The sequence below is a fragment of the Streptomyces sp. NPDC056160 genome, from assembly GCF_042268205.1.
GTDB lineage: Bacteria > Actinomycetota > Actinomycetes > Streptomycetales > Streptomycetaceae > Streptomyces.
The window spans coordinates 82672-106374 of the sequence record NZ_JBHJUW010000010.1 but is presented as its reverse complement, the minus strand read 5'-3'; the positions used below and the strand labels follow the sequence as shown (position 1 = coordinate 106374).

General features: G+C 71.1%; 23 protein-coding genes. 6 read left to right on the top strand and 17 right to left on the bottom strand.

Annotated features, from left to right (window positions below; genetic code table 11):
* Positions 1–55: 55 nt before the first annotated feature.
* The 4 genes from ACFC02_RS06010 to ACFC02_RS05995 form a co-directional block, all read right to left on the bottom strand.
* The gene (locus tag ACFC02_RS06010; RefSeq protein ID WP_376352783.1) at positions 56–2695 is read right to left on the bottom strand and encodes an ATP-binding protein; all 2640 of its coding nucleotides are present in this window, start codon (positions 2693–2695) and stop codon (positions 56–58) included.
* A 275-nt stretch (positions 2696–2970) separates the two neighbouring features.
* Positions 2971–3294, bottom strand: a complete 324-nt coding sequence (locus tag ACFC02_RS06005; RefSeq protein ID WP_360969284.1) for an STAS domain-containing protein — start codon at positions 3292–3294, stop codon at positions 2971–2973.
* Positions 3295–3457: 163 nt separating this feature from the next.
* A complete protein-coding gene (locus tag ACFC02_RS06000; RefSeq protein ID WP_376352780.1) occupies positions 3458–4306 on the bottom strand; it encodes a 3-hydroxyacyl-CoA dehydrogenase family protein in 849 nt (282 codons plus the stop codon).
* A gap of 222 nt (positions 4307–4528) precedes the next feature.
* Positions 4529–5167: a TetR/AcrR family transcriptional regulator gene (locus ACFC02_RS05995; protein WP_376352778.1), complete on the bottom strand. Its 639-nt coding sequence runs from the start codon at positions 5165–5167 to the stop codon at positions 4529–4531.
* Between the two features lie 91 nt (positions 5168–5258).
* On the opposite strand from ACFC02_RS05995, the gene ACFC02_RS05990 reads away from it, so the two are divergent.
* Genes ACFC02_RS05990 through ACFC02_RS05980 form a run of 3 tightly spaced genes read left to right on the top strand, consistent with a single transcriptional unit; the run spans position 5259 to position 7405 of the window.
* Positions 5259–6050 (top strand): ABC transporter ATP-binding protein, encoded by a 792-nt coding sequence (locus tag ACFC02_RS05990; protein WP_376352775.1) that lies wholly within the window; start codon positions 5259–5261, stop codon positions 6048–6050.
* Positions 6051–6069: 19 nt separating this feature from the next.
* Positions 6070–6819, top strand: a complete 750-nt coding sequence (locus tag ACFC02_RS05985; RefSeq protein ID WP_376352772.1) for an ABC transporter permease — start codon at positions 6070–6072, stop codon at positions 6817–6819.
* A 13-nt stretch (positions 6820–6832) separates the two neighbouring features.
* Positions 6833–7405: a cob(I)yrinic acid a,c-diamide adenosyltransferase gene (locus tag ACFC02_RS05980; RefSeq protein ID WP_376352769.1), complete on the top strand. Its 573-nt coding sequence runs from the start codon at positions 6833–6835 to the stop codon at positions 7403–7405.
* Here ACFC02_RS05980 and ACFC02_RS05975 read toward each other — a convergent pair.
* Positions 7338–8006 carry a hypothetical protein gene (locus tag ACFC02_RS05975; RefSeq protein ID WP_376352766.1) on the bottom strand — a complete coding sequence of 223 codons (669 nt, stop codon included), beginning with the start codon at positions 8004–8006 and terminating at the stop codon, positions 7338–7340. The two genes, ACFC02_RS05980 and ACFC02_RS05975, sit on opposite strands and share 68 nt — an antisense overlap.
* 150 nt (positions 8007–8156) lie before the next feature.
* Between ACFC02_RS05975 and ACFC02_RS05970 the strand changes: the two genes are divergently transcribed.
* The 3 genes from ACFC02_RS05970 to ACFC02_RS05960 all read left to right on the top strand — a co-directional run bounded on the left by ACFC02_RS05970 (position 8157) and on the right by ACFC02_RS05960 (position 11934).
* A complete protein-coding gene (locus ACFC02_RS05970; protein ID WP_376352763.1) occupies positions 8157–9335 on the top strand; it encodes a sensor histidine kinase in 1179 nt (392 codons plus the stop codon).
* Positions 9332–9973, top strand: coding sequence for a response regulator (locus ACFC02_RS05965; RefSeq protein WP_376352761.1), 642 nt, complete (start codon positions 9332–9334; stop codon positions 9971–9973). Before ACFC02_RS05970 ends, ACFC02_RS05965 begins: the two co-directional genes overlap by 4 nt.
* A gap of 125 nt (positions 9974–10098) precedes the next feature.
* Positions 10099–11934, top strand: coding sequence for a glycosyl hydrolase family 18 protein (locus ACFC02_RS05960; protein ID WP_376352758.1), 1836 nt, complete (start codon positions 10099–10101; stop codon positions 11932–11934).
* Between the two features lie 157 nt (positions 11935–12091).
* Here ACFC02_RS05960 and ACFC02_RS05955 read toward each other — a convergent pair whose 3' ends face one another.
* The 12 genes from ACFC02_RS05955 to glyA form a co-directional block, all read right to left on the bottom strand.
* Entirely contained in the window at positions 12092–12538 is a 447-nt protein-coding gene (locus tag ACFC02_RS05955; protein ID WP_376352755.1) for a DUF2550 domain-containing protein, read from the bottom strand.
* 130 nt (positions 12539–12668) lie between these two features.
* Positions 12669–13046, bottom strand: coding sequence for a F0F1 ATP synthase subunit epsilon (locus tag ACFC02_RS05950; RefSeq protein ID WP_376352752.1), 378 nt, complete (start codon positions 13044–13046; stop codon positions 12669–12671).
* Positions 13047–13177: 131 nt separating this feature from the next.
* Positions 13178–14626: a F0F1 ATP synthase subunit beta gene (gene atpD, locus ACFC02_RS05945; protein ID WP_376352750.1), complete on the bottom strand. Its 1449-nt coding sequence runs from the start codon at positions 14624–14626 to the stop codon at positions 13178–13180.
* The gene (locus tag ACFC02_RS05940) at positions 14626–15543 is read right to left on the bottom strand and encodes a F0F1 ATP synthase subunit gamma (protein ID WP_376352747.1); all 918 of its coding nucleotides are present in this window, start codon (positions 15541–15543) and stop codon (positions 14626–14628) included. The genes atpD and ACFC02_RS05940 overlap by 1 nt, the downstream gene beginning before the upstream one ends.
* 21 nt (positions 15544–15564) lie before the next feature.
* Positions 15565–17157 carry a F0F1 ATP synthase subunit alpha gene (gene atpA, locus ACFC02_RS05935; protein WP_360969317.1) on the bottom strand — a complete coding sequence of 531 codons (1593 nt, stop codon included), beginning with the start codon at positions 17155–17157 and terminating at the stop codon, positions 15565–15567.
* 141 nt (positions 17158–17298) lie between these two features.
* The gene (locus tag ACFC02_RS05930) at positions 17299–18120 is read right to left on the bottom strand and encodes a F0F1 ATP synthase subunit delta (protein WP_376352745.1); all 822 of its coding nucleotides are present in this window, start codon (positions 18118–18120) and stop codon (positions 17299–17301) included.
* Positions 18117–18683, bottom strand: a complete 567-nt coding sequence (locus tag ACFC02_RS05925) for a F0F1 ATP synthase subunit B (RefSeq protein WP_360969321.1) — start codon at positions 18681–18683, stop codon at positions 18117–18119. The genes ACFC02_RS05930 and ACFC02_RS05925 overlap by 4 nt, the downstream gene beginning before the upstream one ends.
* 45 nt (positions 18684–18728) lie before the next feature.
* Complete coding sequence (gene atpE / locus ACFC02_RS05920; protein WP_018571456.1) at positions 18729–18968, bottom strand: ATP synthase F0 subunit C; 240 nt, start codon at positions 18966–18968, stop codon at positions 18729–18731.
* Positions 18969–19047: 79 nt separating this feature from the next.
* Entirely contained in the window at positions 19048–19866 is an 819-nt protein-coding gene (atpB, locus tag ACFC02_RS05915; protein WP_376352740.1) for a F0F1 ATP synthase subunit A, read from the bottom strand.
* A gap of 225 nt (positions 19867–20091) precedes the next feature.
* Positions 20092–20529 (bottom strand): hypothetical protein, encoded by a 438-nt coding sequence (locus ACFC02_RS05910; protein ID WP_376352738.1) that lies wholly within the window; start codon positions 20527–20529, stop codon positions 20092–20094.
* Between the two features lie 301 nt (positions 20530–20830).
* Positions 20831–22234 carry an MraY family glycosyltransferase gene (locus ACFC02_RS05905; protein WP_376352735.1) on the bottom strand — a complete coding sequence of 468 codons (1404 nt, stop codon included), beginning with the start codon at positions 22232–22234 and terminating at the stop codon, positions 20831–20833.
* A 204-nt stretch (positions 22235–22438) separates the two neighbouring features.
* Entirely contained in the window at positions 22439–23677 is a 1239-nt protein-coding gene (gene glyA / locus ACFC02_RS05900; RefSeq protein WP_376352732.1) for a serine hydroxymethyltransferase, read from the bottom strand.
* Positions 23678–23703 lie beyond the last annotated feature (26 nt).

Here is a 23703-nt window from a genome sequence, read left to right as displayed (position 1 = left end):
CGGCCCCGGCCGAGCCGGTCCGGGCCCCCGTGCGTGTGCCGCGCGGCCCGCTCGCTCAGGTCGCCGTGCCGTCCGGGGTGCCCGCTCCGCCGCTCTCCGGGGCGGCGGCCGAGCCGCTGGTGGTGACAGGGGCGTCGGAGGGGGCGGGGCGGCTCGCCGAGTTGCTCGTGGACGGGCTGAGGGTCGACGACCCGGTCGGGTCCGGCGTGGTCGGCGTGGACGGGTCGGTCGGTGTGCCCGGCGTCGACGGCTCGCCGGTCGGACCGCTGGGCTTGCCCGTGGGCGTGCGGGGCGGGCTCGGGTGTGTGGGAGGGGGAGTGTCCGAGGTGCCGCCCGACTCGGACGGCACCGGCGGGTCACCGCCGTCCGTGCCGCCGCCCGTGCTCTTCGTGGAGCTCGCGCCCGGGGTGGGAGCGTCCGGGCCGGCCGGCCGCGTCGGGTCGTCCGAGGTGCCGTAGGTCCCGTCGGGGCCCGGGTCCGTGGGACGGGCGGTCCCGCTGCCGGTGTCGCCGACGGTGCCCGCGCCGCCGCTGCCGTCCTGCGGGGCGTCGGCCCCCGGCCCGCCGTCGTCGGTGCCCTGGCTCGCCGACGGGTTGCCGCCGACCTGGCCGGAGGGGTCGTCGGCGTCGCTGTGGGAGGTGGCGCCGAGCGTCACCACCGTGCCGAGGACGGCCGCGAGCAGCACACCCGCGCCCGCCGCCACGAGGTTGCGCCGGGCGAAGTTCTTCAAGCCGCCCCGGTGCCCGCCCGGGGCGCCGGCGCCCGGCGTGGCCGCCTTCGAGGACGTCTCGGGCAGGCCGGCCGCCGAGGGCCGGTAGGTGACCTGGGTGGCCGGCGCCTCCTCGGCCGGCGGCTGGAGCGGCGGGAAGGCGGCGGGCGCCGCCCCGAACGCGGAGACGGGCTCCTCGTCCCGGGCGTCCGGTGCCTCCTCCTCCGCCGCCGGGGCGCCCGGTGCCGCGACGGCGCCGAGGCCCGGTGCGGTGCCGGAACGGTCGGTGACCAGGGCGAGCGCGCGGCGGCCCGCGACGGTGCCGCGCCGGTCGGAGAGGGCACCGCGCAGGCCGATGGAGGCCTCCAGCTCGGCACGGGCCCGGTCGAGCAGTCCGCCGCAGAGCGCGAGGATGCCGAGTTCGTGGTGGAAGTAGGCCTGCTCGGCGACCTCACCGGCGAGCCGGGAGGCCTCGGTGCCGAAGCGCAGCGCCCGCTCCCACGCGCCCCAGGCCAGTCCGGCGGCGAAGGCGGGCGCGGCGGCGCGGGCGAGCTGTACGGCGGTGCTCTCCTCGTCCTCGCCGGGCGGGGTGGCCAGGGGCACGAGCACGGCAAGCGCGGCGAGGACGGCGTCGGCCTCGGCGGTGACCCGCTCGGGCGTCACGGAGGGGTGGCCGGCCCACCAGGCGTAGTGCCGGGCCGCGGCGCGCGCCTGTTCCTCGGCGTCTTCGGCGTATCCGGCGGCCTCCAGCTGCGTGAGGACCCCGGCGGCGAGCCGGTAGCGGGAGCCGACCGGGGAGACCAGGCCGCAGCCGGCCAGTTCGCCGAGCGCGGCGTCGGCGTGGGTGTCGCCGATCAGCGCGGGCAGGTGGGCCTGGTGGGGCACCTCGCCGCCGAGCGCGACGGCGAAGCGCAGGGTGGCGCGGGCGGAGGCGCTGAGCCGGGAGGCGAGCAGCGGGGCGGGGGCGGCGGCCTCACCGAGCGAGGGCAGGGGAACGTCGTCGCCGTCGCCGCTCGTGAAGGGGGCGTCGACGGGCGGGGCGTCGGCGAAGACGCCGAACTCCTCGACGGCGCCGGCGCCGGCCCGCAGCCGGTCGCGCTGGCGCAGCAGGGCGCCGGCCTGGACGAAGCGCAGGGGCAGGCCCTCGGACTCGAACCAGAGGTCACCCGCCCAGTTGGCCTCCTCCTCGGTGAGGACCCGGCCCACGCAGCGCTCGATGAGTTCGACGCCGCCGGCCCGGTCGAGGCCGGCGAGGAAGACCTCTTCGAGGGCGGAATCGGCGAAGGGGGCGGGCACGTCGGGGGTGGCGGCGACCAGGAAGGCGCACTCGGGGGTGGCGTCGAGCAGTTCGTCGAGGGCGGTGCCGCCGAGTTCGCTGTCGTCGAGGAGGACGACGGCGCCGATCTCGCGGACGTGCTCCAGGAGTTCGTCGCGTCCGGGGCGGTGCATGGGTGCGCCGTACACGGCGTGGAAGAGGTCGTGCAGCAGGTCGCCCGCGGTGCGGCGGTGGCCGTTGAGCCGGACGACGCCGTCGGGCGCGAGGTCCGCGCAGTCCTGGGCGACGACGTCGAGGAGGCTGGTGCGGCCGGAGCCGCCGGGTCCCGTGAGGCGTACCGAACGGCCGCGGGACAACAGCCGTACCAGCCGCTCGCGTTCGTCCTGACGCTCCAGGAGCGGAGCGGGGGCCGGGGCCGGGCCGGGCGGGACGGGCGGCTTGGCGGCGCGGTCGGCATCGGCGCGGGCGGCCGGCGTGTGCCTGCGCGGCGGGCCGGGGAGTTCCCCGGGCGGGCAGGCCTCTATCTCGCTGCCGTCGACGGGGTTGACGGTGAGCAGGAAGTCGCCGGTGACGACGCGTGCCGTGCGGGCCGGTGCGGTGGCGTGCGGCGGGAAGTCGGCGGCGAGGGGTTCCCTGGGCGGGCGCCGGTCCGGGGCGGGGCCGTCGCCGGCCGGGCCCATGTCCTCGGGCTCCCGGGTGTTCGGGTCCATGGGTTCCACAGGTTCCAAGCCCCCCAGAGGCGTCGTGTGCTGCTGGTCCAGCCCTCCCGGCCGTGTGCCGCACTCCGCGCTGTCGCTCCTGGTCCGGGCCCGCTCGAGGGTTGCGAGGCAGCGGGCGACCGAACCCTAAACCTTCGCACAGTATCCACGACAGGCCGGGGTGCCGCGCGGCCCGAGACGTCACGGTCTCGTGAGGATTGCGCGTGACGTACGCTTCCGTGCCGTGCGCCCGGGTCGGACGTACGCTTCCGTCCCCTTCGCCCGGGTCACACGCGGGGCAGGGACTCCACGCCGATGCCGCCCTCGATGGCGAGGATGCGGTGCAGGCGGGTGGCCACCAGCAGGCGCTGCATCTGCGTCGGCACGCCGCGCAGCACCAGCCGCCGGCCGCAGCGGCCGGCGCGCCGGTGAGCGCCCATGATCACGCCGAGGCCGGTGGCGTCCCAGGAGTCGAGCCCGGACAGGTCGAGGACCAGGTCGCCCGCGCCGTCGTCCACGGCCGAGTGCAGGACCGTACGGGCGTCCGCCGCGGTGCGGACGTCGAGGCGGCCCCCGACGACCACCTCGGCGTGGTCGCCCCTGATGTACATATGCGCTCCCCGGGAATGCGGTGGCGTGCTCCGTGTGACGGTTGGCTGTGCAACGTCTGACTGCTTGTGTGGCGGTGCGGTTGCTGTCTGTGGGGGAACCGATACCGAATTCACCCCGAAGGGTGATGCCGGTGCCCCCGCAGCGGTGTCAGTCCTTGCGGTGTCAGTGCTTGTAGAAGCCCTGCCCGCTCTTGCGTCCGATGTCACCGGCGTCAACCATCCGGCGCATCAGCTCCGGCGGGGCGAACTTCTCGTCCTGGGTCTCGGTGTAGATGTTGCCCGCGGCGTGCAGCAGGATGTCGACGCCGGTGAGGTCGGCGGTGGCGAGCGGGCCCATGGCGTGGCCGAAGCCCAGCTTGCAGGCGAGGTCGATGTCCTCGGCGGTGGCGACGCCCGACTCGTACAGCTTGGTCGCCTCGACGACGAGGGCGGTGATGAGCCGGGTGGTCACGAAGCCGGCCACGTCGCGGTTGACGACGATGCAGGTCTTGCCGACGGACTCGGCGAACTCCCGTGCCGTGGCGAGGGCTTCGTCACTCGTCTTGTAGCCGCGGACCAGCTCCACGAGCTGCATCATCGGCACCGGCGAGAAGAAGTGCACGCCGACGACGCGCTCCGGGCGCCCGGTCACGGCCGCGATCTTGGTGATCGGGATGGCGGAGGTGTTGGAGGCGAGCACGGTGTCCTCGCGCACCAGCTTGTCGAGAGTGCGGAAGATCTCGTGCTTGACCTCCAGCTTCTCGAAGACGGCCTCGACGACGACGTCCGCGTCGGCCGCCGCGTCCAGGTCGGTGGTCGGGGTGATCCGCGCGAGGGCGGCCTCCGCGTCATGGGCCGCCAGCTTGCCCTTGCTCACGAACTTCTCGTACGAGGCCTTGATGCCGTCGGTGCCGCGCTTGAGCGCCTCGTCGGTGACGTCCCGCAGGACGACGTCCCAGCCCGCCTGCGCGGAGACCTGGGCGATGCCGGACCCCATGAGACCGGCTCCGATGACGGCGAGCTTGCGTGCCACTGAGACTCCCCTTGTGTACGACTGCTGTGACGACTGCTGAGACCACTGCCGTGACGCCTGCTGGTGAACGGCCGCGCCGGCGTCCGCGCGCGCGGCGGAAGGGCCGCTTTCACGCTCTTTGCGCATGCCTCTCGGCGGACACTAGCGCCCGCGCGGCGCTGTGTGACCGGTAAGTAACGCGCGTCACGTCTCAATTGACGGACATCACACCGGCAGGCGTCACTACGCGCCTCGGACGGCGTAGTTGAGCACCTTCTCGCTCAACAGGTCCGCCATGTCGTCGAGGAGATCGAGGACCTCCCGGGACACCTCCTCGGGCGGCCTCTCCTTGAGCATCTCGCGGCCGACGACGGCCATGACGGTGCCGTGGAGCCAGCTGATCTGACCGGCCATCAGGCCCGGCAGCGGGTCGTCGTCCGCCGCGCCGGTCTCCTCCCGCAGGGCCTGCTCCAGGTTGGCCTGCACCTCCTGGGCGACGGCCCAGAGCCGGGAGCGCAGCGCGGGCGCGGCCTCGATCACCCGCATGAAGGGGACGTAGCCGGGGAACAGCCCGATGCGCGGCGAGACCGCCTCGACCTCCGCGCGCAGTTCGCGCAGCACGGCGCGGGCGGCGGACTCCCCCGGGTCCCGGCCGCGCACCCAGCGGGCGAGCCGGTCGACCACGCCGCTGGAGCGGTCGAGGAAGAGGTCCTCCTTGGCGGGGAAGTAGTTGTAGACGGTGTTGACGGAGACGTTCGCCGCGTCGGCGATCTCCGCGACCGTGACGGCGTCGAAGCCTCGCTCGACGAACAGGCCGGTGGCGACGTCCGAGATGTACTGCCTGGTCTGCCGCTTCTTCCGCTCCCTGAGCCCCTCTGCCATGGGGGAATCCTAGCCTCCCCGCACCCCTTTCTGGAGGCCCTATATTTTTGGGGACATTGCAAAATTCAAGAGTCTCTGTTTTTCTGTCGGCATGACACCAGCAGTCATCGGCGCGGCCGGACTGGCCCGCACCTTCCAGACGAAACGCGGCCCGGTCCAGGCCGTGCGCGGCATCGACCTGACCGACCGCGAGGGCGAGATCCTGGGCTTCCTCGGCCCCAACGGGGCAGGCAAGACGACCACCCTGCGGATGCTCACCACCCTGCTGTCCCCCACCGGCGGCACCGCCACCGTGGCGGGCTGCGACCTGGCCACCGACCCGGTCGGGGTACGGCTCGCCTGCGGCTACGTGGCGCAGTCCGGCGGGGTCGACGGCCAGATCACGGTGCGGGAGGAACTGGTCACCCAGGGCCGGATGTACCGGCTGACGAAGTCCCGGGCCGTCGAGCGCACCGCGGAACTGGCGCGCGACCTCGGCCTGAGCGACCTGCTCGACCGCAGGACGTCCGCGCTCTCCGGCGGCCAGCGCCGCCGGCTGGACATCGCGATGGCCCTCACCCACCGCCCGCGCGTGCTCTTCCTCGACGAACCGACCACGGGCCTGGACCCCGGCAGCCGCGCCGACCTGTGGGACCTGGTGCGCCGGCTGCGCGACGAGCAGGGCACGACCGTCTTCCTGACCACCCACTACCTCGACGAGGCGGACGCCCTCTCCGACCGGCTGGTCATCGTCGACCGGGGCGTGGTCGTCGCGGAGGGCACGCCGAGCGCGCTCAAGCTGGAGTACGGCGGCTCGCTCGACGCCTCGCTCCAGGACACCTTCCTCGCCGTCACCGGCCGCGGCCCCTCCCCCGCCGCCGACACCGCCCCCGTCGCCGTCTAGGCCCCACCGAGGACACCTGATGCTTCTCCACGACACGGCCCTCATCTACGGCCGCTACCTGCGTCAGTCCCTGCGCTCGCGCTTCGCGCTGCTCTTCGGCGTGCTGACGCCCCTGCTCTACCTGCTCTTCTTCGGGCCGCTGCTCACCGGGCTGCCGCTGGGCGGCGGCGGCAGCTCCTGGCAGGTGCTCGTCCCCGGCCTGCTGCTCCAACTCGGTTTGTTCGGCGCCCTGTTCGCGGGCTTCGCGATCATCATCGAGAAGGGGCAGGGCGTGGTGGAGCGGATGCGGGTGACCCCCGTCAGCCGGCTCGCGCTGCTGCTGGGCCGGGTGCTGCGCGACGCCACCGTCTTCGTCTTCCAGGCGGTGCTGCTGGTGCTGGCCGCGCTGGTGATGGGGCTGCGCGCGCCGCTGGCCGGCATCCTCATCGGCTTCGCGTTCGTCGCCCTGCTCACCCTCTCGCTCGCCTCGCTGTCCTACGCGATCGCGCTGAAGGCCGCCACCCCGCAGCAGTTCGGCCCGCTGATCAACGCCGTGTCGATGCCGTCGATGCTGCTGTCCGGCCTGATGCTCCCGATGACCCTGGCACCGGCCTGGCTGGACGTGCTCTCGCACTTCGTCCCGTTCCGCTACCTGGTGGACGCGGTGCGCGACGCCTACGTCGGCTCGTACACCAGCGCGCACATGCTGTACGGCAGCGTGGTCGCCGTCGCCTTCGCCGCGCTGGCCGTGACCGTGGGCACACGGGTCTTCCGTACGACCGGGGCGTAACTACGCTGGTGCCATGGTCAAACTGACACGCATCTACACCCGGACCGGGGACAAGGGCACCACCGCCCTCGGCGACATGAGCCGGGTCGCCAAGACCGACCTGCGGATCTCGGCGTACGCCGACGCCAACGAGGCGAACGCCGTGATCGGCACCGCCATCGCGCTGGGCGGCCTGGACGCGGAGGTCGTCAAGGTCCTCACCCGCGTGCAGAACGACCTGTTCGACGTGGGCGCGGACCTGTCCACACCCGTGGCCGAGAACCCGCAGTTCCCGCCGCTGCGGGTGGAGCAGTTCTACGTCGACCGGCTGGAGGCGGACTGCGACCGCTTCAACGCCGAACTCGACAAGCTGCGCTCCTTCATCCTCCCCGGCGGCACGCCCGGCGCGGCCCTGCTGCACCAGGCGTGCACGGTGGTCCGCCGGGCCGAGCGGTCCACCTGGGCCGCCCTGGAGGCGCACGGCGAGACCATGAACCCGCTCACCGCGACCTACCTGAACCGGCTGTCGGACCTCCTGTTCATCCTGGCTCGGACGGCGAACAAGGAGACCGGCGACGTGCTGTGGGTGCCGGGCGGGGAGCGCTGACCGCCGCGCCCTCCTCGCCCGCCGGGGCCGCCCCCGGGGCCCCTGGGCCCTTCGCGGCCTTCGCCGCCTTCGGGGCCTTCTTCGGGAACACCAGGTAGGTCAGGGCGATCACCGCGTGGATCGCGAGGATCCGCAGCACGGTCGCCTGCCAGGACCTGAGCGGGCCGGTGCTCGCACCGTCGCCGACGTACCGGATCGCCGCCTGGAGCAGGGCGAGGGCGACGGCCGAGGCGACCAGGGTGCGCAGCCACAGCCGGCCCTCGTGGCGGGCGCGGGCGAGACCGTACCGGGGCGGCTCGGGCGGCCGGGGCGCCCCGCCCAGCCGGTGGGCGGCGTGGCCGTCCAGCCGGCGCACGGTGGAGTGCCCGTAGGCGACGGTGAAGCCGATGTAGAGGGCGGCCAGACCGTGCGCCCAGCCCGGCTCTGCGCCGTTGTCCAGGTCGACGGCGGTGACGACGAACAGCACCACCTCCAGCAGCGGTTCGGCCAGCAGCAGCGCCACGCTCGTGCGCCGCCACCCGAGCAGGTAGCGGGTGGCCAGGCCCGCCGCCAGCAGGACCCAGAAGCCGACCTCGCAGGCGACGATCAGTCCGACGATCACGGTTGCTCCTCTCACTCTCCTCCCAGGGTCCCGGCGGCCCGCACCCCGCGCGTCGTCGGCGGTGACGAGCCGCGACTGCATCCTTCGATGTACGCGCGGACCGTTCCGCGGGACCAGGCGCCCGGCCGCCGTGCCGTGTTGGATGGACGCATGGCCGTACGACTCCCCCGCCCGCACCGCGACGACCTGCGGATCGCGCCGGCCGGGCTGCTGGGCGGACTCCTGCTGTGGGGCATCGGCCTGGGCATGCGCACGTCCGGCGACCCGCTCGTGCTGTGGGCCGGCCACTGGCCGGTCCTGCTGCCGCTCGCGGTGACGGCGGGGTGCGAGGCGCTGCGCCGCACCCGCCCCCGCACGGCGCTGCTGGTCGGCACCGCCGCGGTGGCCGGCGACACCGTCACCCAGGGCAACCTGGCCACCCTCGTGATGTTCACCGACCTCGTGTACGCGGGCGTCCTGTACTCCCCCGCGGCCTCGGCGCGCCGTGTCCTGTGGAGCACCGGGCTGCTCACGGTGGCCGCGACCCTGGCGCCGCTCGCGGTGTGGCGGGAGCCGGAGGCGCTGCTGATCGGCGCCGTCACCGGCATCGTGACGTTCGGTCCGGCCGCCACCGGGTGGATCGTCCGCAACCACCGCGAGGCCGCCGATGCCGCCCAACTGCGCGCCGAGCAGACCGCGCTGCTCGCCGAGAAGGACCGCGTCCAGGCGGTCACGGCGGAACGGGCGCGGATGGCCCGGGAGTTGCACGACGTGGTCGCGGGTCACCTGTCGGCCATCGCCATCCACTCCACCGCGGCCCTCTCCCTCGACGACGCGGCGACCACCCGCCAGGCGCTGGCCGTGATCAGGGAGAACAGCGTCGAGGGCCTGGCGGAGATGCGCCGGCTGATCGGGATCCTGCGCGCGGGCCCGGCCGAGGACGTCCCGGCCGCGACGCCCACCCTGGACGGCCTCGCCGCGCTGGTCGCCTCCGCGCGCGCCGGCGGCCTGGACGTCGAACTCGTCGCCGATCACGGCAAGGTGCCCGCGCCGGTCGGACTGGCCGCGTACCGGATCGTGCAGGAGTCCTTGACCAACGCGCTCAAGCACGGCGGCGAGGGGCGCGTGCGGGTGGCCGTGCGCGAGCACGGCGCCGCCCTGTCCGCCGTGGTGACCAGCTCGTACGCCGGCCGGGACGCCCCTCGCGCACCGGGTTCCGGTACCGGTCTGATCGGGATGCGGGAGCGGGCCGTGCTGCTGGGCGGCACGTTCGCCGCCGGTCCCGAGGACGGGCGGTGGACCGTGCGCGCCGTGCTGCCCCTGACCGGCCCCGAAGGAGAGTCCGCATGATCCGAGTCGTCGTCGCCGAGGACCAGTCCGCCGTCCGCGCGGGACTGGTCCTCATCCTGCGCAGCGCCCCCGACATCGAGGTGGTGGGCGAGGCGGGGGACGGCGAGCGGGCGGTGGAGCTGGCCCGCGAGCTGCGGCCGGACCTGGTGCTGATGGACGTGCAGATGCCGCGCCTGGACGGGGTGTCGGCGACCCGGCTGGTGGCCGGTGAGGGACTGGCGGACGTGCTGGTGCTCACCACCTTCGACCTCGACGCGTACGTGTTCGGGGCGTTGCGGGCCGGAGCCGCCGGGTTCCTGCTGAAGAACACGGACGCGCGGGACCTCCTGACGGCGGTGCGGACGGTGGCGCGCGGGGAGGGGATGATCGCGCCGGCCGTGACGCGGCGGCTGATCGCGGAGTTCGCGGCGCGCCCGATGGCGGAGCCGAAGGCCGCACCCCCGGCGCTCAGGTCGCTGACCCGGCGGGAGCGCGAGGTCCTCGCGTGTCTCGGCGAGGGGCTGTCCAACGCGGAGATCGCGGTCCGCCTGGAGATGGCGGAGGCCACCGTGAAGACGCACGTCAGTCGTCTGCTGGGCAAGCTGGAGCTGCGCAGTCGCGTACAAGCGGCGGTGCTGGCACAGGAGTTGGGCATCTGACAGAACCGGCGGTGCATTGGTCCAGACCTATTGACCTATGGTCCAGACCTTTCTACTCTCGCAGCACCGCGGGGCATGAAGGCTCAGTCATGCCCCTGACATTCTCCCCCGACAAGGAGGCGCGCATGCGCTTCAGACACAGAGCCGCCGCGGGACTGGCGACCCTCGTGCTCCCCCTCGCCGGAATCGTCGGAATCTCGGGCCACGCCCAGGCCGCCGCCGACGCCGCGTCCACCGCCACCGCCACCTTCACCAAGACCGGTGACTGGGGCAGCGGCTTCGGCGGATCCTGGACCGTCAAGAACACGGGCACCTCGGCGATCAGCTCCTGGACGGTGGAGTGGGACTACCCCTCCGACACCAAGGTCACCTCCGCCTGGGACGCCACCGTCACCAACGCCGGCAACCACTGGACCGCCAAGAACGTCGGCTGGAACGGCACCATCGCCCCCGGCGCCTCGGTCACCTTCGGCTACAACGGCTCCGGCTCCGGCTCTCCCTCCGGCTGCACTCTCAACGGCGGCAGCTGCGACGGCGGCCCGACCGTACCGGGCGACAACCCGCCCTCCGCGCCGGGCACCCCCACCGCCTCCGGCGTCACCGACACCTCGGTGAAGCTCTCCTGGGGCGCCGCCACCGACGACAAGGGCGTCAAGAACTACGACGTCCTGCGCGACGGCAAGAAGGTCGCCACCGTCACGACCACGTCCTACACGGACAACGGCCTGACCGCGGGCACCGACTACTCCTACACCGTCCAGGCCCGCGACACCGCCGACCAGACCGGTCCGGTCAGCGGCTCGGTCGCCGTGCACACCACCGGAGGCGGCGGCACCACCCCGCCCACCGGTGACAAGGTCAAGCTCGGCTACTTCACCGAGTGGGGCATCTACGGACGCAACTACAACGTCAAGAACCTGGTGACGTCCGGCTCCGCCGCCAAGATCACGCACATCAACTACGCCTTCGGCAACGTCACCGGCGGCAAGTGCGCGATCGGCGACTCCTACGCCGACTACGACAAGGCGTTCACCGCCGACCAGTCCGTCAGCGGCACCGCCGACACCTGGGACCAGCCGCTGCGCGGCAACTTCAACCAGCTGCGCGAGCTGAAGGCCAAGTACCCGAACCTCAAGGTGATCTGGTCCTTCGGCGGCTGGACCTGGTCCGGCGGCTTCGGTGAGGCGGCCAAGAACCCGGCGGCCTTCGCCCAGTCCTGCTACGACCTGGTGCACGACCCGCGCTGGGCCGATGTCTTCGACGGCATCGACATCGACTGGGAGTACCCGAACGCCTGCGGTCTGACCTGCGACACCAGCGGCCCGGACGCCCTGAAGAACCTGGTGTCCGCGCTGCGCGCCAAGTTCGGCAAGGAACTGGTCACCGCCGCCGTCACCGCGGACGGCTCCAACGGCGGCAAGATCGACGCCTCCGACTACGCCGGCGCCTCGCAGTACCTCGACTGGTACAACGTGATGACGTACGACTTCTTCGGTGCCTGGGACGCGAAGGGCCCGACCGCCCCGCACTCCCCGCTCACCTCGTACTCGGGCATCCCGAAGGACGGCTTCAACACCGCCGACGCGATCGCCAAGTTCAAGGCCCAGGGCGTGCCCGCGAAGAAGCTGCTGCTCGGCATCGGCTTCTACGGCCGCGGCTGGACCGGCGTCACCCAGGACGCCCCGGGCGGCACGGCGACCGGAGCGGCGCCCGGCACCTACGAGGCGGGCATCGAGGACTACAAGGTCCTCAAGACCAGCTGCCCCGTCACCGGCACCATCGCCGGCACGGCGTACGCGCACTGCGGCAGCAACTGGTGGTCCTACGACACCCCCTCGACCATCAAGTCAAAGATGTCCTGGGCCAACAGCCAGGGCCTCGGCGGCGCGTTCTTCTGGGAGTTCAGCGGTGACACCAGCAACGGTGAACTGGTGAGCGCCCTCAGCAGCGGCCTGTCGTAAGGACCGACCGCCCTCCCCTGAAACACCGAAGCTCCCCCGGCCGGCGGACCGGGGGAGCTTCTTTCATGCCCAGGAACCAGGCTCTGGGCGACGTTCACCCTCCCCCAGCAGCTCCGCTGCCGGGGGACCTCCATCCAGCGGGCCCCTGAACGTCGCTCTACGCGACGTTCACCCGCTGGCCGGGCGGAGCCGCCTCAAGCCAGGCCAGGAAACCGGTCAGCGCGTCCTCGCTCATGGCCAGTTCCACGCGCGTGCCCCGGTGCAGGCACGTGAGGATCACCGCGTCGGACAGCAGGGCGAGTTCCTCCTCGCCCTCGGGCCGCCGGCGGCCGGCCACCTCGATCGACGACCGTTCCAGCGTGCGGCGCGGCCGGGGGGCGTAGGAGAAGACCCGGAACCACTCGACGCGGTCGCCGTTGTAGCGGGCCACGCCGTAGCTCCAGCCCTTGCCGCTGGTGTCGGACTCCTCGGGCACGTCCCAGCGCAGGCTGCAGTCGAAGGTGCCGCCGGAGCGCTGGATCAGCCGGCGGCGCAGACCGAAGACGAACAGTCCCACCACCACGAGCGCGACCACGACCGAGCACACAGTCAGAGCGAGGACCATCGGCACCGACCTCCTCGTCTCCTAGGTAATGGAACGGAAAAAACACCCACATCCGCCTCAGCCGCGGCCGGTTCCGGATTGCTCCGGTACCGGCCGCGGCTGAGTGGTGTCATCACACGGTGTCGCTGGTTCAGCGCACCGCCGTCGCCGCTCGCAGGCGGACGTCCGCGCGCCGCTCGGCGGTGGCATCGCCCTCCGCCTTCGCGCGCTCGAGTTCCCGCTCCGCGCGCTGGACGTCGATCTCGTCGGAGAGTTCCGCGATCTCGGCCAGCAGCGACAGCTTGTCGTCGGCGAACGAGATGAAACCGCCGTGCACCGCGGCCACGACCGTCGCGCCTTCACTCGTACGGATGGTCACCGGGCCCGACTCCAGCACACCCAGCAGCGGCTGGTGACCGGGCATGACGCCGATGTCGCCGGACGTGGTGCGCGCGACGACCAGGGTGGCCTCGCCGGACCAGACCTGGCGGTCGGCGGCGACCAGCTCGACGTGCAGCTCAGCAGCCAAGAGTGGCTCCTCGGGTCACCACCCGGCAGGAACGCCGGGTGTTGGGGTCAATTCTAGTAGGCGTGGCTGAGGGGGCGGGACGCGCCCGCCCCCTCAGGTGTGAGCCGTGTGGCTCACGTCGAGCTCGGGGCTCAGGAGACGCCCAGCTCCTTGGCGTTCTTCTTCAGGTCCTCGAGACCACCGCACATGAAGAAGGCCTGCTCCGGGAAGTGGTCGTACTCGCCGTCGCAGATCGCGTTGAACGCCGCGATCGACTCCTCCAGCGGGACGTCCGACCCGTCGACGCCGGTGAACTGCTTGGCGACGTGGGTGTTCTGGGACAGGAAGCGCTCCACGCGACGGGCACGGTGGACGACGAGCTTGTCCTCCTCGCCCAGTTCGTCGATACCGAGGATCGCGATGATGTCCTGCAGGTCCTTGTACTTCTGCAGGATGTTCTTCACGCGCATGGCCGCGTTGTAGTGGTCCTGCGCGATGTAGCGCGGGTCCAGGATCCGGGACGTGGAGTCCAGCGGGTCCACGGCCGGGTAGATGCCCTTCTCCGAGATCGGACGGGAGAGAACCGTCGTCGCGTCGAGGTGGGCGAAGGTGGTCGCCGGGGCCGGGTCGGTCAGGTCGTCGGCGGGGACGTAGATCGCCTGCATCGAGGTGATCGAGTGACCGCGGGTCGAGGTGATGCGCTCCTGGAGGAGACCCATCTCGTCGGCCAGGTTCGGCTGGTAACCCACCGCGGACGGCATGCGGCCGAGCAGCGTGGAGACCTCGGAACCGGCCTGCGTGAAGCGGAAGATGTTGTCGATGAAGAACAGCACGTCCTGCTTCTGGACGTCGCGGAAGTACTCGGCCATGGTCAGGCCGGCGAGCGCGACGCGCAGACGGGTGCCCGGGGGCTCGTCCATCTGGCCGAAGACGAGCGCGGTCTTGTCGATGACGCCCGAGTCGGACATCTCCTCGATGAGGTCGTTGCCCTCACGGGTGCGCTCACCGACACCGGCGAACACCGACACACCGTCGTGGTTGTTGGCGACGCGGTAGATCATCTCCTGGATGAGCACCGTCTTGCCGACGCCGGCACCGCCGAACAGACCGATCTTGCCGCCCTTGACGTACGGGGTCAGCAGGTCGATGACCTTGACGCCGGTCTCGAACATCTCGGTCTTCGACTCGAGCTCGTCGAAGCGCGGGGCCTTGCGGTGGATGGACCAGCGCTCGCCCGAGTACTGCTCGTCGACGTTCAGCACCTCACCGAGGGTGTTGAACACCTTGCCCTTGGTGAAGTCGCCGACCGGGACGGTGATGCCGTCGCCGGTGTCGGTCACCGTGGCCTGGCGGACCAGACCGTCGGTGGGCTGCATGGAGATGGTGCGGACCAGGCCGTCACCCAGGTGCTGGGCGACCTCCAGGGTCAGCGTCTTCTTGGCACCCTCGTTCGCCGGGTCGGAGACCTCGACGTGCAGGGCGTTGTAGATGTCCGGCATCGCGTCGACGGGGAACTCCACGTCGACGACCGGGCCGATGACCCGCGCGACGCGGCCAGTGGCCACGCCAGCAGGAGCGGTCGGCTCAACAGTGGTGGTCATTAGTTGTCACTCCCCGCGGTCGCGTCGGCCAGGGCACTCGCGCCACCGACGATCTCGCTGATTTCCTGGGTGATTTCGGCCTGGCGGGCCGCGTTGGCAAGACGGGAGAGCGTGTTGATCAGCTCACCCGCGTTGTCGGTGGCCGACTTCATCGCGCGCCGCGTGGCGGCGTGCTTCGAAGCGGCCGACTGGAGCAGCGCGTTGTAGATCCGGCTCTCCACGTACCGCGGCAGCAGGGCGTCGAGGACGTCCTCCGCCGAGGGCTCGAAGTCGTACAGCGGCAGGATCTCGCCCTTGGGCGCCGCCTCCGCCGCGACCTCTTCGAGGCGCAGCGGAAGCAGCCGGGGGTCGACCGCCGTCTGGGTCATCATCGAGACGAACTCGGTGTAGACGATGTGGAGTTCGTCCACACCACCCTCGGCCGTGTCCTTCTCGATCGCCTCGATCAGGGGCGCTGCCACCGTCTTGGCGTCCGCGTACGTCGGCTCGTCCGTGAAGCCCGTGAACGACTCGGCGATCGTGCGCTCGCGGAAGTTGTAGTGGGCCACACCGCGCCGGCCGACGATGTACGTGTCGACCTGCTTGCCCTCGCGCTCCAGGCGCTCGGTCAGCTGCTCCGCCGCCTTGATGGCGTTGGAGTTGAAGGCGCCGGCCAGGCCGCGGTCGCTCGTCAGGAGCAGGACCGCGGCACGGGTCGGGTTGTCCGCCTCCGTGGTCAGCGGGTGCCTGGTGTTCGAACCGGTGCCGACCGCCGTGACCGCGCGGGTCAGTTCCTGCGCGTACGGCGTGGAGGCCGCCACCTTGCGCTGCGCCTTGACGACGCGCGAGGCGGCGATCATCTCCATCGCCTTGGTGATCTTCTTGGTCGCGGTGACGGATCGGATGCGACGCTTGTAGACCCGGAGCTGGGCTCCCATGAGTCAGGTCCCTTCCTTACGTCACTTGGCGGCAGCGGCCGGAGTGTCCTCGCCGAGCAGCTTGCCGTCCGAGGTCTCGAACTGCTTCTTGAACTCGGCGACGGCGTCGTCGATCGCCTGGATCGTGTCGTTCGACATCTTGGCGCCCTCCTTGATGGAGGTCATGAGGCCCTGCTCCTTGCGGTGCAGGTACTCCAGCAGCTCCTTCTCGAAGCGGCGGATGTCGGCGACGGGCACCTCGTCCATCTTGCCGTTGGTGCCGGCCCAGACGGAGACGACCTGGTCCTCGGTGGCCATCGGCTGGTACTGGTTCTGCTTCAGCAGCTCGACCATGCGCTGGCCGCGCTCCAGCTGGGACTTGGAGGCCGCGTCCAGGTCGGAACCGAAGGCGGCGAACGCCTCCAGCTCACGGAACTGGGCGAGGTCCACGCGCAGCCGGCCGGAGACCTGGCGCATCGCCTTGTGCTGGGCGGAGCCACCGACGCGGGAGACGGAGATACCGACGTTCAGCGCGGGGCGCTGACCGGCGTTGAACAGGTCCGACTCCAGGAAGCACTGGCCGTCGGTGATGGAGATGACGTTGGTCGGGATGAACGCCGAGACGTCGTTGGCCTTGGTCTCGACGATCGGCAGACCGGTCATCGAACCGGCGCCCATGTCGTCGGAGAGCTTGGCGCAGCGCTCCAGCAGACGCGAGTGCAGGTAGAAGACGTCACCCGGGTAGGCCTCGCGGCCCGGCGGGCGGCGCAGCAGCAGGGAGACGGCGCGGTAGGCGTCGGCCTGCTTCGACAGGTCGTCGAAGATGATCAGGACGTGCTTGCCCTGGTACATCCAGTGCTGGCCGATGGCGGACCCGGTGTAGGGCGCCAGGTACTTGAAGCCGGCCGGGTCGGACGCCGGGGCGGCGACGATGGTCGTGTACTCCAGCGCACCGTTCTCCTCCAGCGCGCGGCGGACCGACGCGATGGTGGAGCCCTTCTGGCCGATGGCGACGTAGATGCAGCGGACCTGCTTGTTCGGGTCGCCGGTGCGCCAGTTGTCACGCTGGTTGATGATCGTGTCGACGGCCAGGGCGGTCTTGCCGGTCTGGCGGTCGCCGATGATCAGCTGGCGCTGGCCGCGGCCGATCGGGGTCATGGCGTCGACGGCCTTGTAGCCGGTCTCCATCGGCTCGTGCACCGACTTGCGCTGCATGACCGTGGGGGCCTGCAGTTCGAGGGCGCGGCGGCCGTCGGTCTCGATCTCGCCGAGGCCGTCGATCGGGTTGCCGAGGGGGTCGACGACGCGGCCGAGGTAGCCCTCGCCCACGGCGACCGACAGGACCTCGCCGGTGCGGGTGACCGGCTGGCCCTCCTCGATGCCGCTGAACTCACCGAGGACGATGGCACCGATCTCGCGCTCCTCGAGGTTGAGGGCGAGGCCGAGGGTGCCGTCCTCGAACTTCAGCAGCTCGTTGGCCATGGCCGAGGGCAGGCCCTCGACCTTCGCGATGCCGTCGCCGGCAAGGGTGACCGTACCGACCTCCTCGCGCGAGGCCGCGTCCGGCTTGTACGACTGGACGAAGTTCTCCAGCGCGTCCCGGATCTCCTCCGGCCGGATCGTGAGCTCCGCCATCTGGGTTCCCTGCTCTCCTTGTTGGGCCCGAAGTTTCACTTGGGGGGTGTTCCACGAGTTCGGGACTCCCCCCAATAAGAGGTGAATCCTCTGCACGGCCCAACCAGGGCCGTCCTGTACGTCTTGCGTGTTGAGTTGCTGCTAGCTCGCCATGCGGCGGGCGGCGTCGTCGAGCCGGTCCGCGAGCGAGCCGTTGATGATCTCGTCGCCGACCTGCACCCGGATTCCGCCGACCAGCTCGGGGTCCACGTCGAGGTTGAGGTGCATCTGGCGGCCGTAGAGCCGGCCGAGGGCGGCGCCGAGGCGCTGCTTCTGGCCGTCGCTCAGCGGCACCGCCGAGGTGACGACGGCGACCATCCGGTTGCGGCGGTCGGCTGCGAGCTTGGAGAGGGCCTCCAGGCCCGCTTCCAGGCTACGTCCCCGCGGCGCACTCACCAGGCGCGTCACCAGACGCTCCGTGGCCGGCTTGGCCCGGCCGCCGAGCAGCCGGTGCAGCAGCTCGACCTTGGCCTCGGTGCTCGCGGCCCGGTCGGTGAGCGCGGCGCGCAGCTCGGTGCTGGAGGAGACGATCCGGCCGAAGCGGAACAGCTCGTCCTCGACGTCGTCCAGCGTGCCGCCCCGCTCCGCGGTGGTGAGGTCGGCGATGTTCGCCAGCTCCTCCAGCGCGTCGACCAGGTCCCGCGACTGCGACCAGCGCGAGCGCACCATGCCGGACACGAGGTCCGCGGTGGGGCCGCCGACCTGGCTGCCGAGCAGGCGCTGGACCAGGGTGGCCTTGGCGTCGCCGGACTGCGCCGGGTCGGTGAGGACCCGGCGCAGGCCGACCTCGCGGTGGAGCAGCGCGGTGACGGCCGCCAGCTCGTCGGCGAGCCGCGCGGAGTCGGCCGACGTGGAGTCCGTCAGCGCGTCGAGACGCTCACGCGCGGCGCTCAGAGCCTCGCGGCTCGCTCCGTGCGCTGTCATCGAGCCGCCTCAGCCGTCGAAGCGGCCTCGTCGAGTCCGTCGAGGAAGCGGTCGATCACGCGGCTCTGCCGGGCGTGGTCCTCCAGGGACTCGCCGACGAGCTTGCCGGCCAGCTCGGTCGCGAGCTTGCCGACGTCCTGGCGGAGCACGGAGGCGGCGGCCTTGCGGTCGGCGTCGAGCTGGGCGTGGCCGGCGGCGACGATCTCCTCGCGCTGGCGCTGGCCCTCGGCGCGCATCTCGGCGATGAGCGCGGCACCCTGCTCCTGCGCCTCCTGGCGCAGGCGCGCGGCTTCGTGCCGGGCCTCGGCGAGCTGGGCCTTGTACTGCTCGAGGACGCTCTGGGCCTCGACCTTCATGGCCTCGGCCTCTTCGATACCGCCTTCGATCGCCCCGCGGCGCTCCTCCAGAACCTTGTTGATGTTCGGCAGGAGCTTCTTCCCGAGGAAGAAGAAGACGATGGCGAAGGTGACGAGGCCGATGACCAGCTCGGGGCCCGGCGGGATGAGGGGGTTCTGCGGACCCTCCTCCGCCGCCAGCTGCACCAGCTGCTGAGTCAGCTGCATGTCATCAGTGCCTTTCCCTTAATGGGGTGGATCGTCCGCCGCGGTTTACTTGTAGGTGTAAACGAACGGCATGACGATGCCGATGAGGGCGAGCGCCTCACAGAAGGCGAAGCCCAGGATCTGGTTGGCGCGGATCAGGCCGGCGGCCTCGGGCTGGCGGGCGAGCGCCTGGGTGCCGTTGCCGAAGATGATGCCGATGCCGATGCCGGGACCGATGGCGGCGAGGCCGTAGCCGACGGAGGCGATGGAGCCGGTGACGGCGGCAAGGGTCTCAGTGGCAGCCATGCTGATTCTTCCTTCTCTTTCAAGGACCGGTGGGGGTTGGCCACCGGACGTCTGTGTCGGGGCGGTGCGGGACGGTGGCTCAGTGGTGCTCGGCGAGAGCGCCCTGAACGTAGGAGCAGGCCAGGAGGACGAACACGTACGCCTGGACGGCCTGGACGAAGAGCTCGAACAGGATCATGACCATGGCCATGACGAACGAGACGGCGCCGGCCGCGACCAGCCAGCTGTTCATCAGGTACCAGCTGGCGACGGTGAACATCACGAGCAGCAGGTGACCGGCGAACATGTTGGCGAACAGTCGCACCGCGTGGGTGAACGGGCGGACCAGGACGTTCGAGAAGAACTCGATGACCACGACGAGCGGCAGCACCGGGCCGAGCGACTTGTCGTAGCCGGTGAGGTTCTTGAAGCCGCCGGCGAAGCCGTGCTTCTTGAACGTCAGGACCATCCAGGTCACGTAGACGCACAGGGCCAGGGCGGCCGGGTAGGCGATGATCGACGTCACCGGGAACTGGGCGACCGGGATGATCGACCAGAGGTTCATGATCCAGATGAAGAAGAACAGCGAGACCATGAAGGGGACGTACTTCTCGCCCTCGCGCTTGCCGAGCGTCTCGTAGACGATGCCGCGGCGCACGAAGTCGTAGCCCGCCTCACCGACCATCTGCAGCTTGCCGGGGACCACCTTGGCCTTGCCGAAAGCGGTCCAGAAGAAGCCGACCACCACGAGCGAGGTGATGATGGCGAGCAGCATCGGCTTGTCGAAGTCGTAGCCGCCGACCGAGAACATCGGCTTGAAGAGGAAGGAGTGGAGGCCCGGCGACGGAAAGCCGCAGCCGTTGTCGGCGAAGACGCGGCAACTCCAGTCGAAGGCGAGCGTGGTCTGTTCAGCACTCACCGCGGGCTCCTTCAGCGTGGCGCATGGGTACGGCAACCTCGTTGTGTCGGCGCGGCGAGCAGCCGCGGGTCGGCACCGGACTGGTGTGACGGATGTGGGGGCGGCCGGCAGGCATCGAGCCTCGCGATCGAGCAGGCGTCAGCTCAGATGCCCGTGCCCGCGATGCCGCAGTTGGCACCGGACGATAGCAGGAGATCTCACACGCCTTTATCCCGGGCCTACCCCTCACGACGAAGACCCTGTCTTCTCGGACTTCTCACTCTTGTCGGAGTCCGGTTCCACGTAGAAGATCTTGGACTTCATGTGTGCGCGCGCCTGTGCGGCCATCCATGCGACGGTCGCGACGACGAGCGAGAACGCGAACGCCTTCGCACTGAACAGCGTGGTGCCCTTGAAGAGGGCCAAGAAGATCAAGAGCAGCAGCAGTTGGGCGACGTAGAGCATGAGGCCCATGGCCTGGAAGAGCTGCGGAAGCGTTTTCGCGGTCCACTGCAGTACGTAGAGACCGATCCCCATGTAGAGGATGGCGAGCACCACCCCGACGACGGCCCCGGTCGCGCCCTTGCCTCCGGCGACCGCACCGCTGACCGCCACGGCGACCACACCGACGGCGGCGGTGGGCACGGCGGTGTGCAGTAGGTTCCGGACGTCATTGGAGGGCATGGCGGCAACTCCGCTTTCACAGGGGGGCAGGGTGTCGTCATGGACGAGCGTAGTCCCCGGTTCGAGAGAGGAACCTCATCACCAAGGGGCCCCTGCATCGGGGTCCTTCGGCTCTGTCCGGGGTTCTCGTGAACGGTATCACAAACTATTTGATGCGGTCTTTACCAAGTGGGTGTGCTGGCTGTCACACATGAGAGTGACTGTGCCCGTCTGTGCAAAAACAGGGGCAACTTGTCTGGTATTAGCCCGCTTTCGTCCCCCATGAACAGGCAACGCTTTAGTCAGATTCTTACCTTGGGCGTCAGCGTGACGTTCCGGCTTTGCGCCCGTCGAGGACACGCGATCGGGGTCCCACGGCGGTCGCGCCGTTGACTCCGGCCACTCCGGCGGCCACCGTCGCGGCGCGCTCCGGAGCCTCCCGCGGACCGTCTGCCCCCTGCGTCCCTTCCGCCTCCGACGCCTCGGCGGTCCCGGCGCCGACCGGTGCGGACGTCCCCGTGCGCGCCCCGGCCGCCGGTGCCCCGGCCGCCCGGCGACGCCGGCGCCGGTAGCGCGGGGGCACGAACTGCTCCGCCCAGTGCGGGGCGCGCGGCGTGAACCGCGGCAGCAGCAGGAGGACCAGACCGAAGAAGCTGAGCAGCACGATGCCGAGCACGATCCACATCGAGGCCGAGTTGACCGAGTAGCCGAGCGCGCCGAAGCCGATCAGCGCCGCCCAGAAGTACATGATCAGCACGGCCCGGCTGTGCGAGTGGCCGATCTGGAGCAGTCGGTGGTGCAGGTGGCCGCGGTCGGCGGCGAACGGCGACTGGCCGCGCCAGGTGCGGCGCACCACCGCGAAGACGAAGTCGGAGGCCGGGATCGCGATGATCGTCAGCGGCATCAGCAGCGGGATGTAGACGGGCACCATCTGGTGCACGGCGTTGCGCTCGGAGCCGGAGAACAGCTTCATCACGTCCGGGTCGACCTGCCCGGTCACCGAGATCGCTCCGGCCGCGAGGACCAGACCGATCAGCATGGAGCCCGAGTCGCCCATGAAGATCCGCGCCGGGTGCATGTTGTGCGGCAGGAAACCCAGGCACATGCCCATCAGGACGGCCGCGAACAGGGTGGCCGGGGCGGCGGCCTCGATGCCGTACGAGTACCAGATCCGGTAGGCGTACATGAAGAACGCGGCGGCGGCGATGCACACCATGCCGGCGGCCAGGCCGTCCAGGCCGTCGACGAAGTTGACCGCGTTGATCGTGATCACGACGAGCGCCACCGTCAGCAGGGTGCCCTGCCACTGGGTCAGCGCGACCGTGCCCACGCCCGGCACCGGCAGCCACAGGATCGTCAGGCCCTGCATCACCATCACACCGGCGGCGATCATCTGGCCGCCCAGCTTGATCAGGGCGTCGATCTCGAACTTGTCGTCCAGGACACCGATCAGCCAGATCAGCGCCGCCCCGGAGAGCAGCGCGCGCGGCTCGTTGGACTTCTCGAAGACCTCGTTGAGGTTGGTGAGGTGGTCGGCGACCAGGAGACCCGCGCACATGCCGAAGAACATCGCGATCCCGCCGAGCCGCGGAGTGGGTTCCCGGTGCACGTCACGCGCCCGGATCTCCGGCATCGCCCCCGCCACGATCGCGAACTTGCGCACCGGCCCGGTCAGCAGGTACGTCACCGCGGCCGTGATGCAGAGCGTCAGCAGGTATTCACGCACAGGCTTCCCCACAGGTCTCGCTGGCCATCTCAGCCTCACACCCTAGCGACGCGAGCATATGTATGGGGACTTCCGGGTAGCGACGATGGTTGCACATACGGCTGTGCGCGGGCTCCGCAGGTCCTGCGCCTACCCCCACGGGGCCTTCTCACCCCCGTACGAGCCTGCCGTGCAAGCCCTGCGCCGCCCGGCCTTCGGCCCCTCTCAGCCGGGATACGGCGGGAAGGCGGCGGTGAGTTCGCGCACGTCCTCGCGCGCCCGCGCACCGTCCAGCTCACCGCGCAGCACCTTGCCCAGCAGCACCGCGATCCGCGCCATCTCCTCCTGTCCCATGCCCTGCGTGGTCACCGCGGCCGTACCCAGGCGCAGCCCGCGGGCGCCGGAGTGCGGCAGCGCGCAGCAGTCCAGGACGATCCCCGCGGCGGCCAGGCGCCCGCGCGCGGTGCGCCCGTCGACGCCGAGCGGTGCCGGGTCCGCGGTGATCAGATGGGTGTCGGTGCCGCCGGTGGTCACCGCCAGGCCCTCGGCGGCCAGGTACGCCGCCAGGACGCGCGCGTTGGCGACCACCTGGTGGGCGTAGGCGCCGAACGCCGGGGTGGCCGCCTCGCCGAACGCCACCGCCTTCGCGGCGATGGTGTGCATCTGGGCGCCGCCCTGGGTGAACGGGAACACCGCCCGGTCCACGCGCTCGGCCAGCTCGCTTCCGCACAGGATCATCCCGCCGCGCGGCCCGCGCAGCACCTTGTGGGTGGTGGCGCACACCACATCGGCGTACGGCACCGGGCTGGGCGCCGCTCCCCCGGCGACCAGGCCCATCGGGTGCGCGGCGTCGGCGATCAGGTAGGCGCCCACCTCGTCGGCGACCGCGCGGAAGAAGGCGTGGTCGATGTGGCGCGGGTAGGCGATCGAGCCGCACACGATCGCCTTGGGCCGGTGCGTACGGGCCAGCGCGCGCACCTGCTGGTGGTCGATGAGTCCGCTCTCGGCGTCGACGCCGTAGCCGACGAAGTCGAACCAGCGCCCGGAGAAGTTCGCGGGCGAGCCGTGCGTGAGGTGCCCGCCGTAGGGCAGGCCGAGCGCGAGCACGGTGTCCCCGGGGCGCAGCAGCGCCGCGTAGGCGGCCAGCACCGCGGACGAACCCGAGTGCGACTGGACGTTGGCGTGCTCGGCTCCGAAGAGCGTCCTGGCCCGCTCCACGGCGAGCCGTTCGGCGGCATCGACGAGTTCGCAGCCGCCGTGGTGGCGGGCGCCGGGGTAGCCCTCGGCGTACTTGTTGGCCAGCGGCGAGCCGAGCGCGGCCAGCACCGCGGGCGAGGTGAAGTTCTCCGCGGCGGTCAGTTGCAGCGTCGTCGACTGCCGCGCCAGCTCCCCCAGCACGATGTCGGCCACTTCCGGGTCCTGCCGCCGCAGCAGATCGGCCTCTGGAGCGGGGATGACCGACATGACGGGCTCCGGGCGGTCGACGGTGA

Coding starts and splice junctions, on each gene's coding strand:
- ACFC02_RS05980 (WP_376352769.1), top strand. CDS start 6,833: ATGGTCAAACTGACACGCATCTACACCCGGACCGGGGACAAGGGCACC.
- ACFC02_RS05990 (WP_376352775.1), top strand. CDS start 5,259: ATGACACCAGCAGTCATCGGCGCGGCCGGACTGGCCCGCACCTTCCAG.
- ACFC02_RS06010 (WP_376352783.1), bottom strand. CDS start 2,695: ATGGACCCGAACACCCGGGAGCCCGAGGACATGGGCCCGGCCGGCGAC.
- ACFC02_RS05965 (WP_376352761.1), top strand. CDS start 9,332: ATGATCCGAGTCGTCGTCGCCGAGGACCAGTCCGCCGTCCGCGCGGGA.
- atpE (WP_018571456.1), bottom strand. CDS start 18,968: ATGGCTGCCACTGAGACCCTTGCCGCCGTCACCGGCTCCATCGCCTCC.
- ACFC02_RS05995 (WP_376352778.1), bottom strand. CDS start 5,167: ATGGCAGAGGGGCTCAGGGAGCGGAAGAAGCGGCAGACCAGGCAGTAC.
- glyA (WP_376352732.1), bottom strand. CDS start 23,677: ATGTCGGTCATCCCCGCTCCAGAGGCCGATCTGCTGCGGCGGCAGGAC.
- ACFC02_RS06005 (WP_360969284.1), bottom strand. CDS start 3,294: ATGTACATCAGGGGCGACCACGCCGAGGTGGTCGTCGGGGGCCGCCTC.
- ACFC02_RS05960 (WP_376352758.1), top strand. CDS start 10,099: ATGCGCTTCAGACACAGAGCCGCCGCGGGACTGGCGACCCTCGTGCTC.
- ACFC02_RS05930 (WP_376352745.1), bottom strand. CDS start 18,120: ATGACAGCGCACGGAGCGAGCCGCGAGGCTCTGAGCGCCGCGCGTGAG.
- atpD (WP_376352750.1), bottom strand. CDS start 14,626: ATGACCACCACTGTTGAGCCGACCGCTCCTGCTGGCGTGGCCACTGGC.
- ACFC02_RS05955 (WP_376352755.1), bottom strand. CDS start 12,538: ATGGTCCTCGCTCTGACTGTGTGCTCGGTCGTGGTCGCGCTCGTGGTG.
- ACFC02_RS05925 (WP_360969321.1), bottom strand. CDS start 18,683: ATGCAGCTGACTCAGCAGCTGGTGCAGCTGGCGGCGGAGGAGGGTCCG.
- ACFC02_RS05970 (WP_376352763.1), top strand. CDS start 8,157: ATGGCCGTACGACTCCCCCGCCCGCACCGCGACGACCTGCGGATCGCG.
- ACFC02_RS05910 (WP_376352738.1), bottom strand. CDS start 20,529: ATGCCCTCCAATGACGTCCGGAACCTACTGCACACCGCCGTGCCCACC.
- ACFC02_RS05985 (WP_376352772.1), top strand. CDS start 6,070: ATGCTTCTCCACGACACGGCCCTCATCTACGGCCGCTACCTGCGTCAG.
- ACFC02_RS05940 (WP_376352747.1), bottom strand. CDS start 15,543: ATGGGAGCCCAGCTCCGGGTCTACAAGCGTCGCATCCGATCCGTCACC.
- atpA (WP_360969317.1), bottom strand. CDS start 17,157: ATGGCGGAGCTCACGATCCGGCCGGAGGAGATCCGGGACGCGCTGGAG.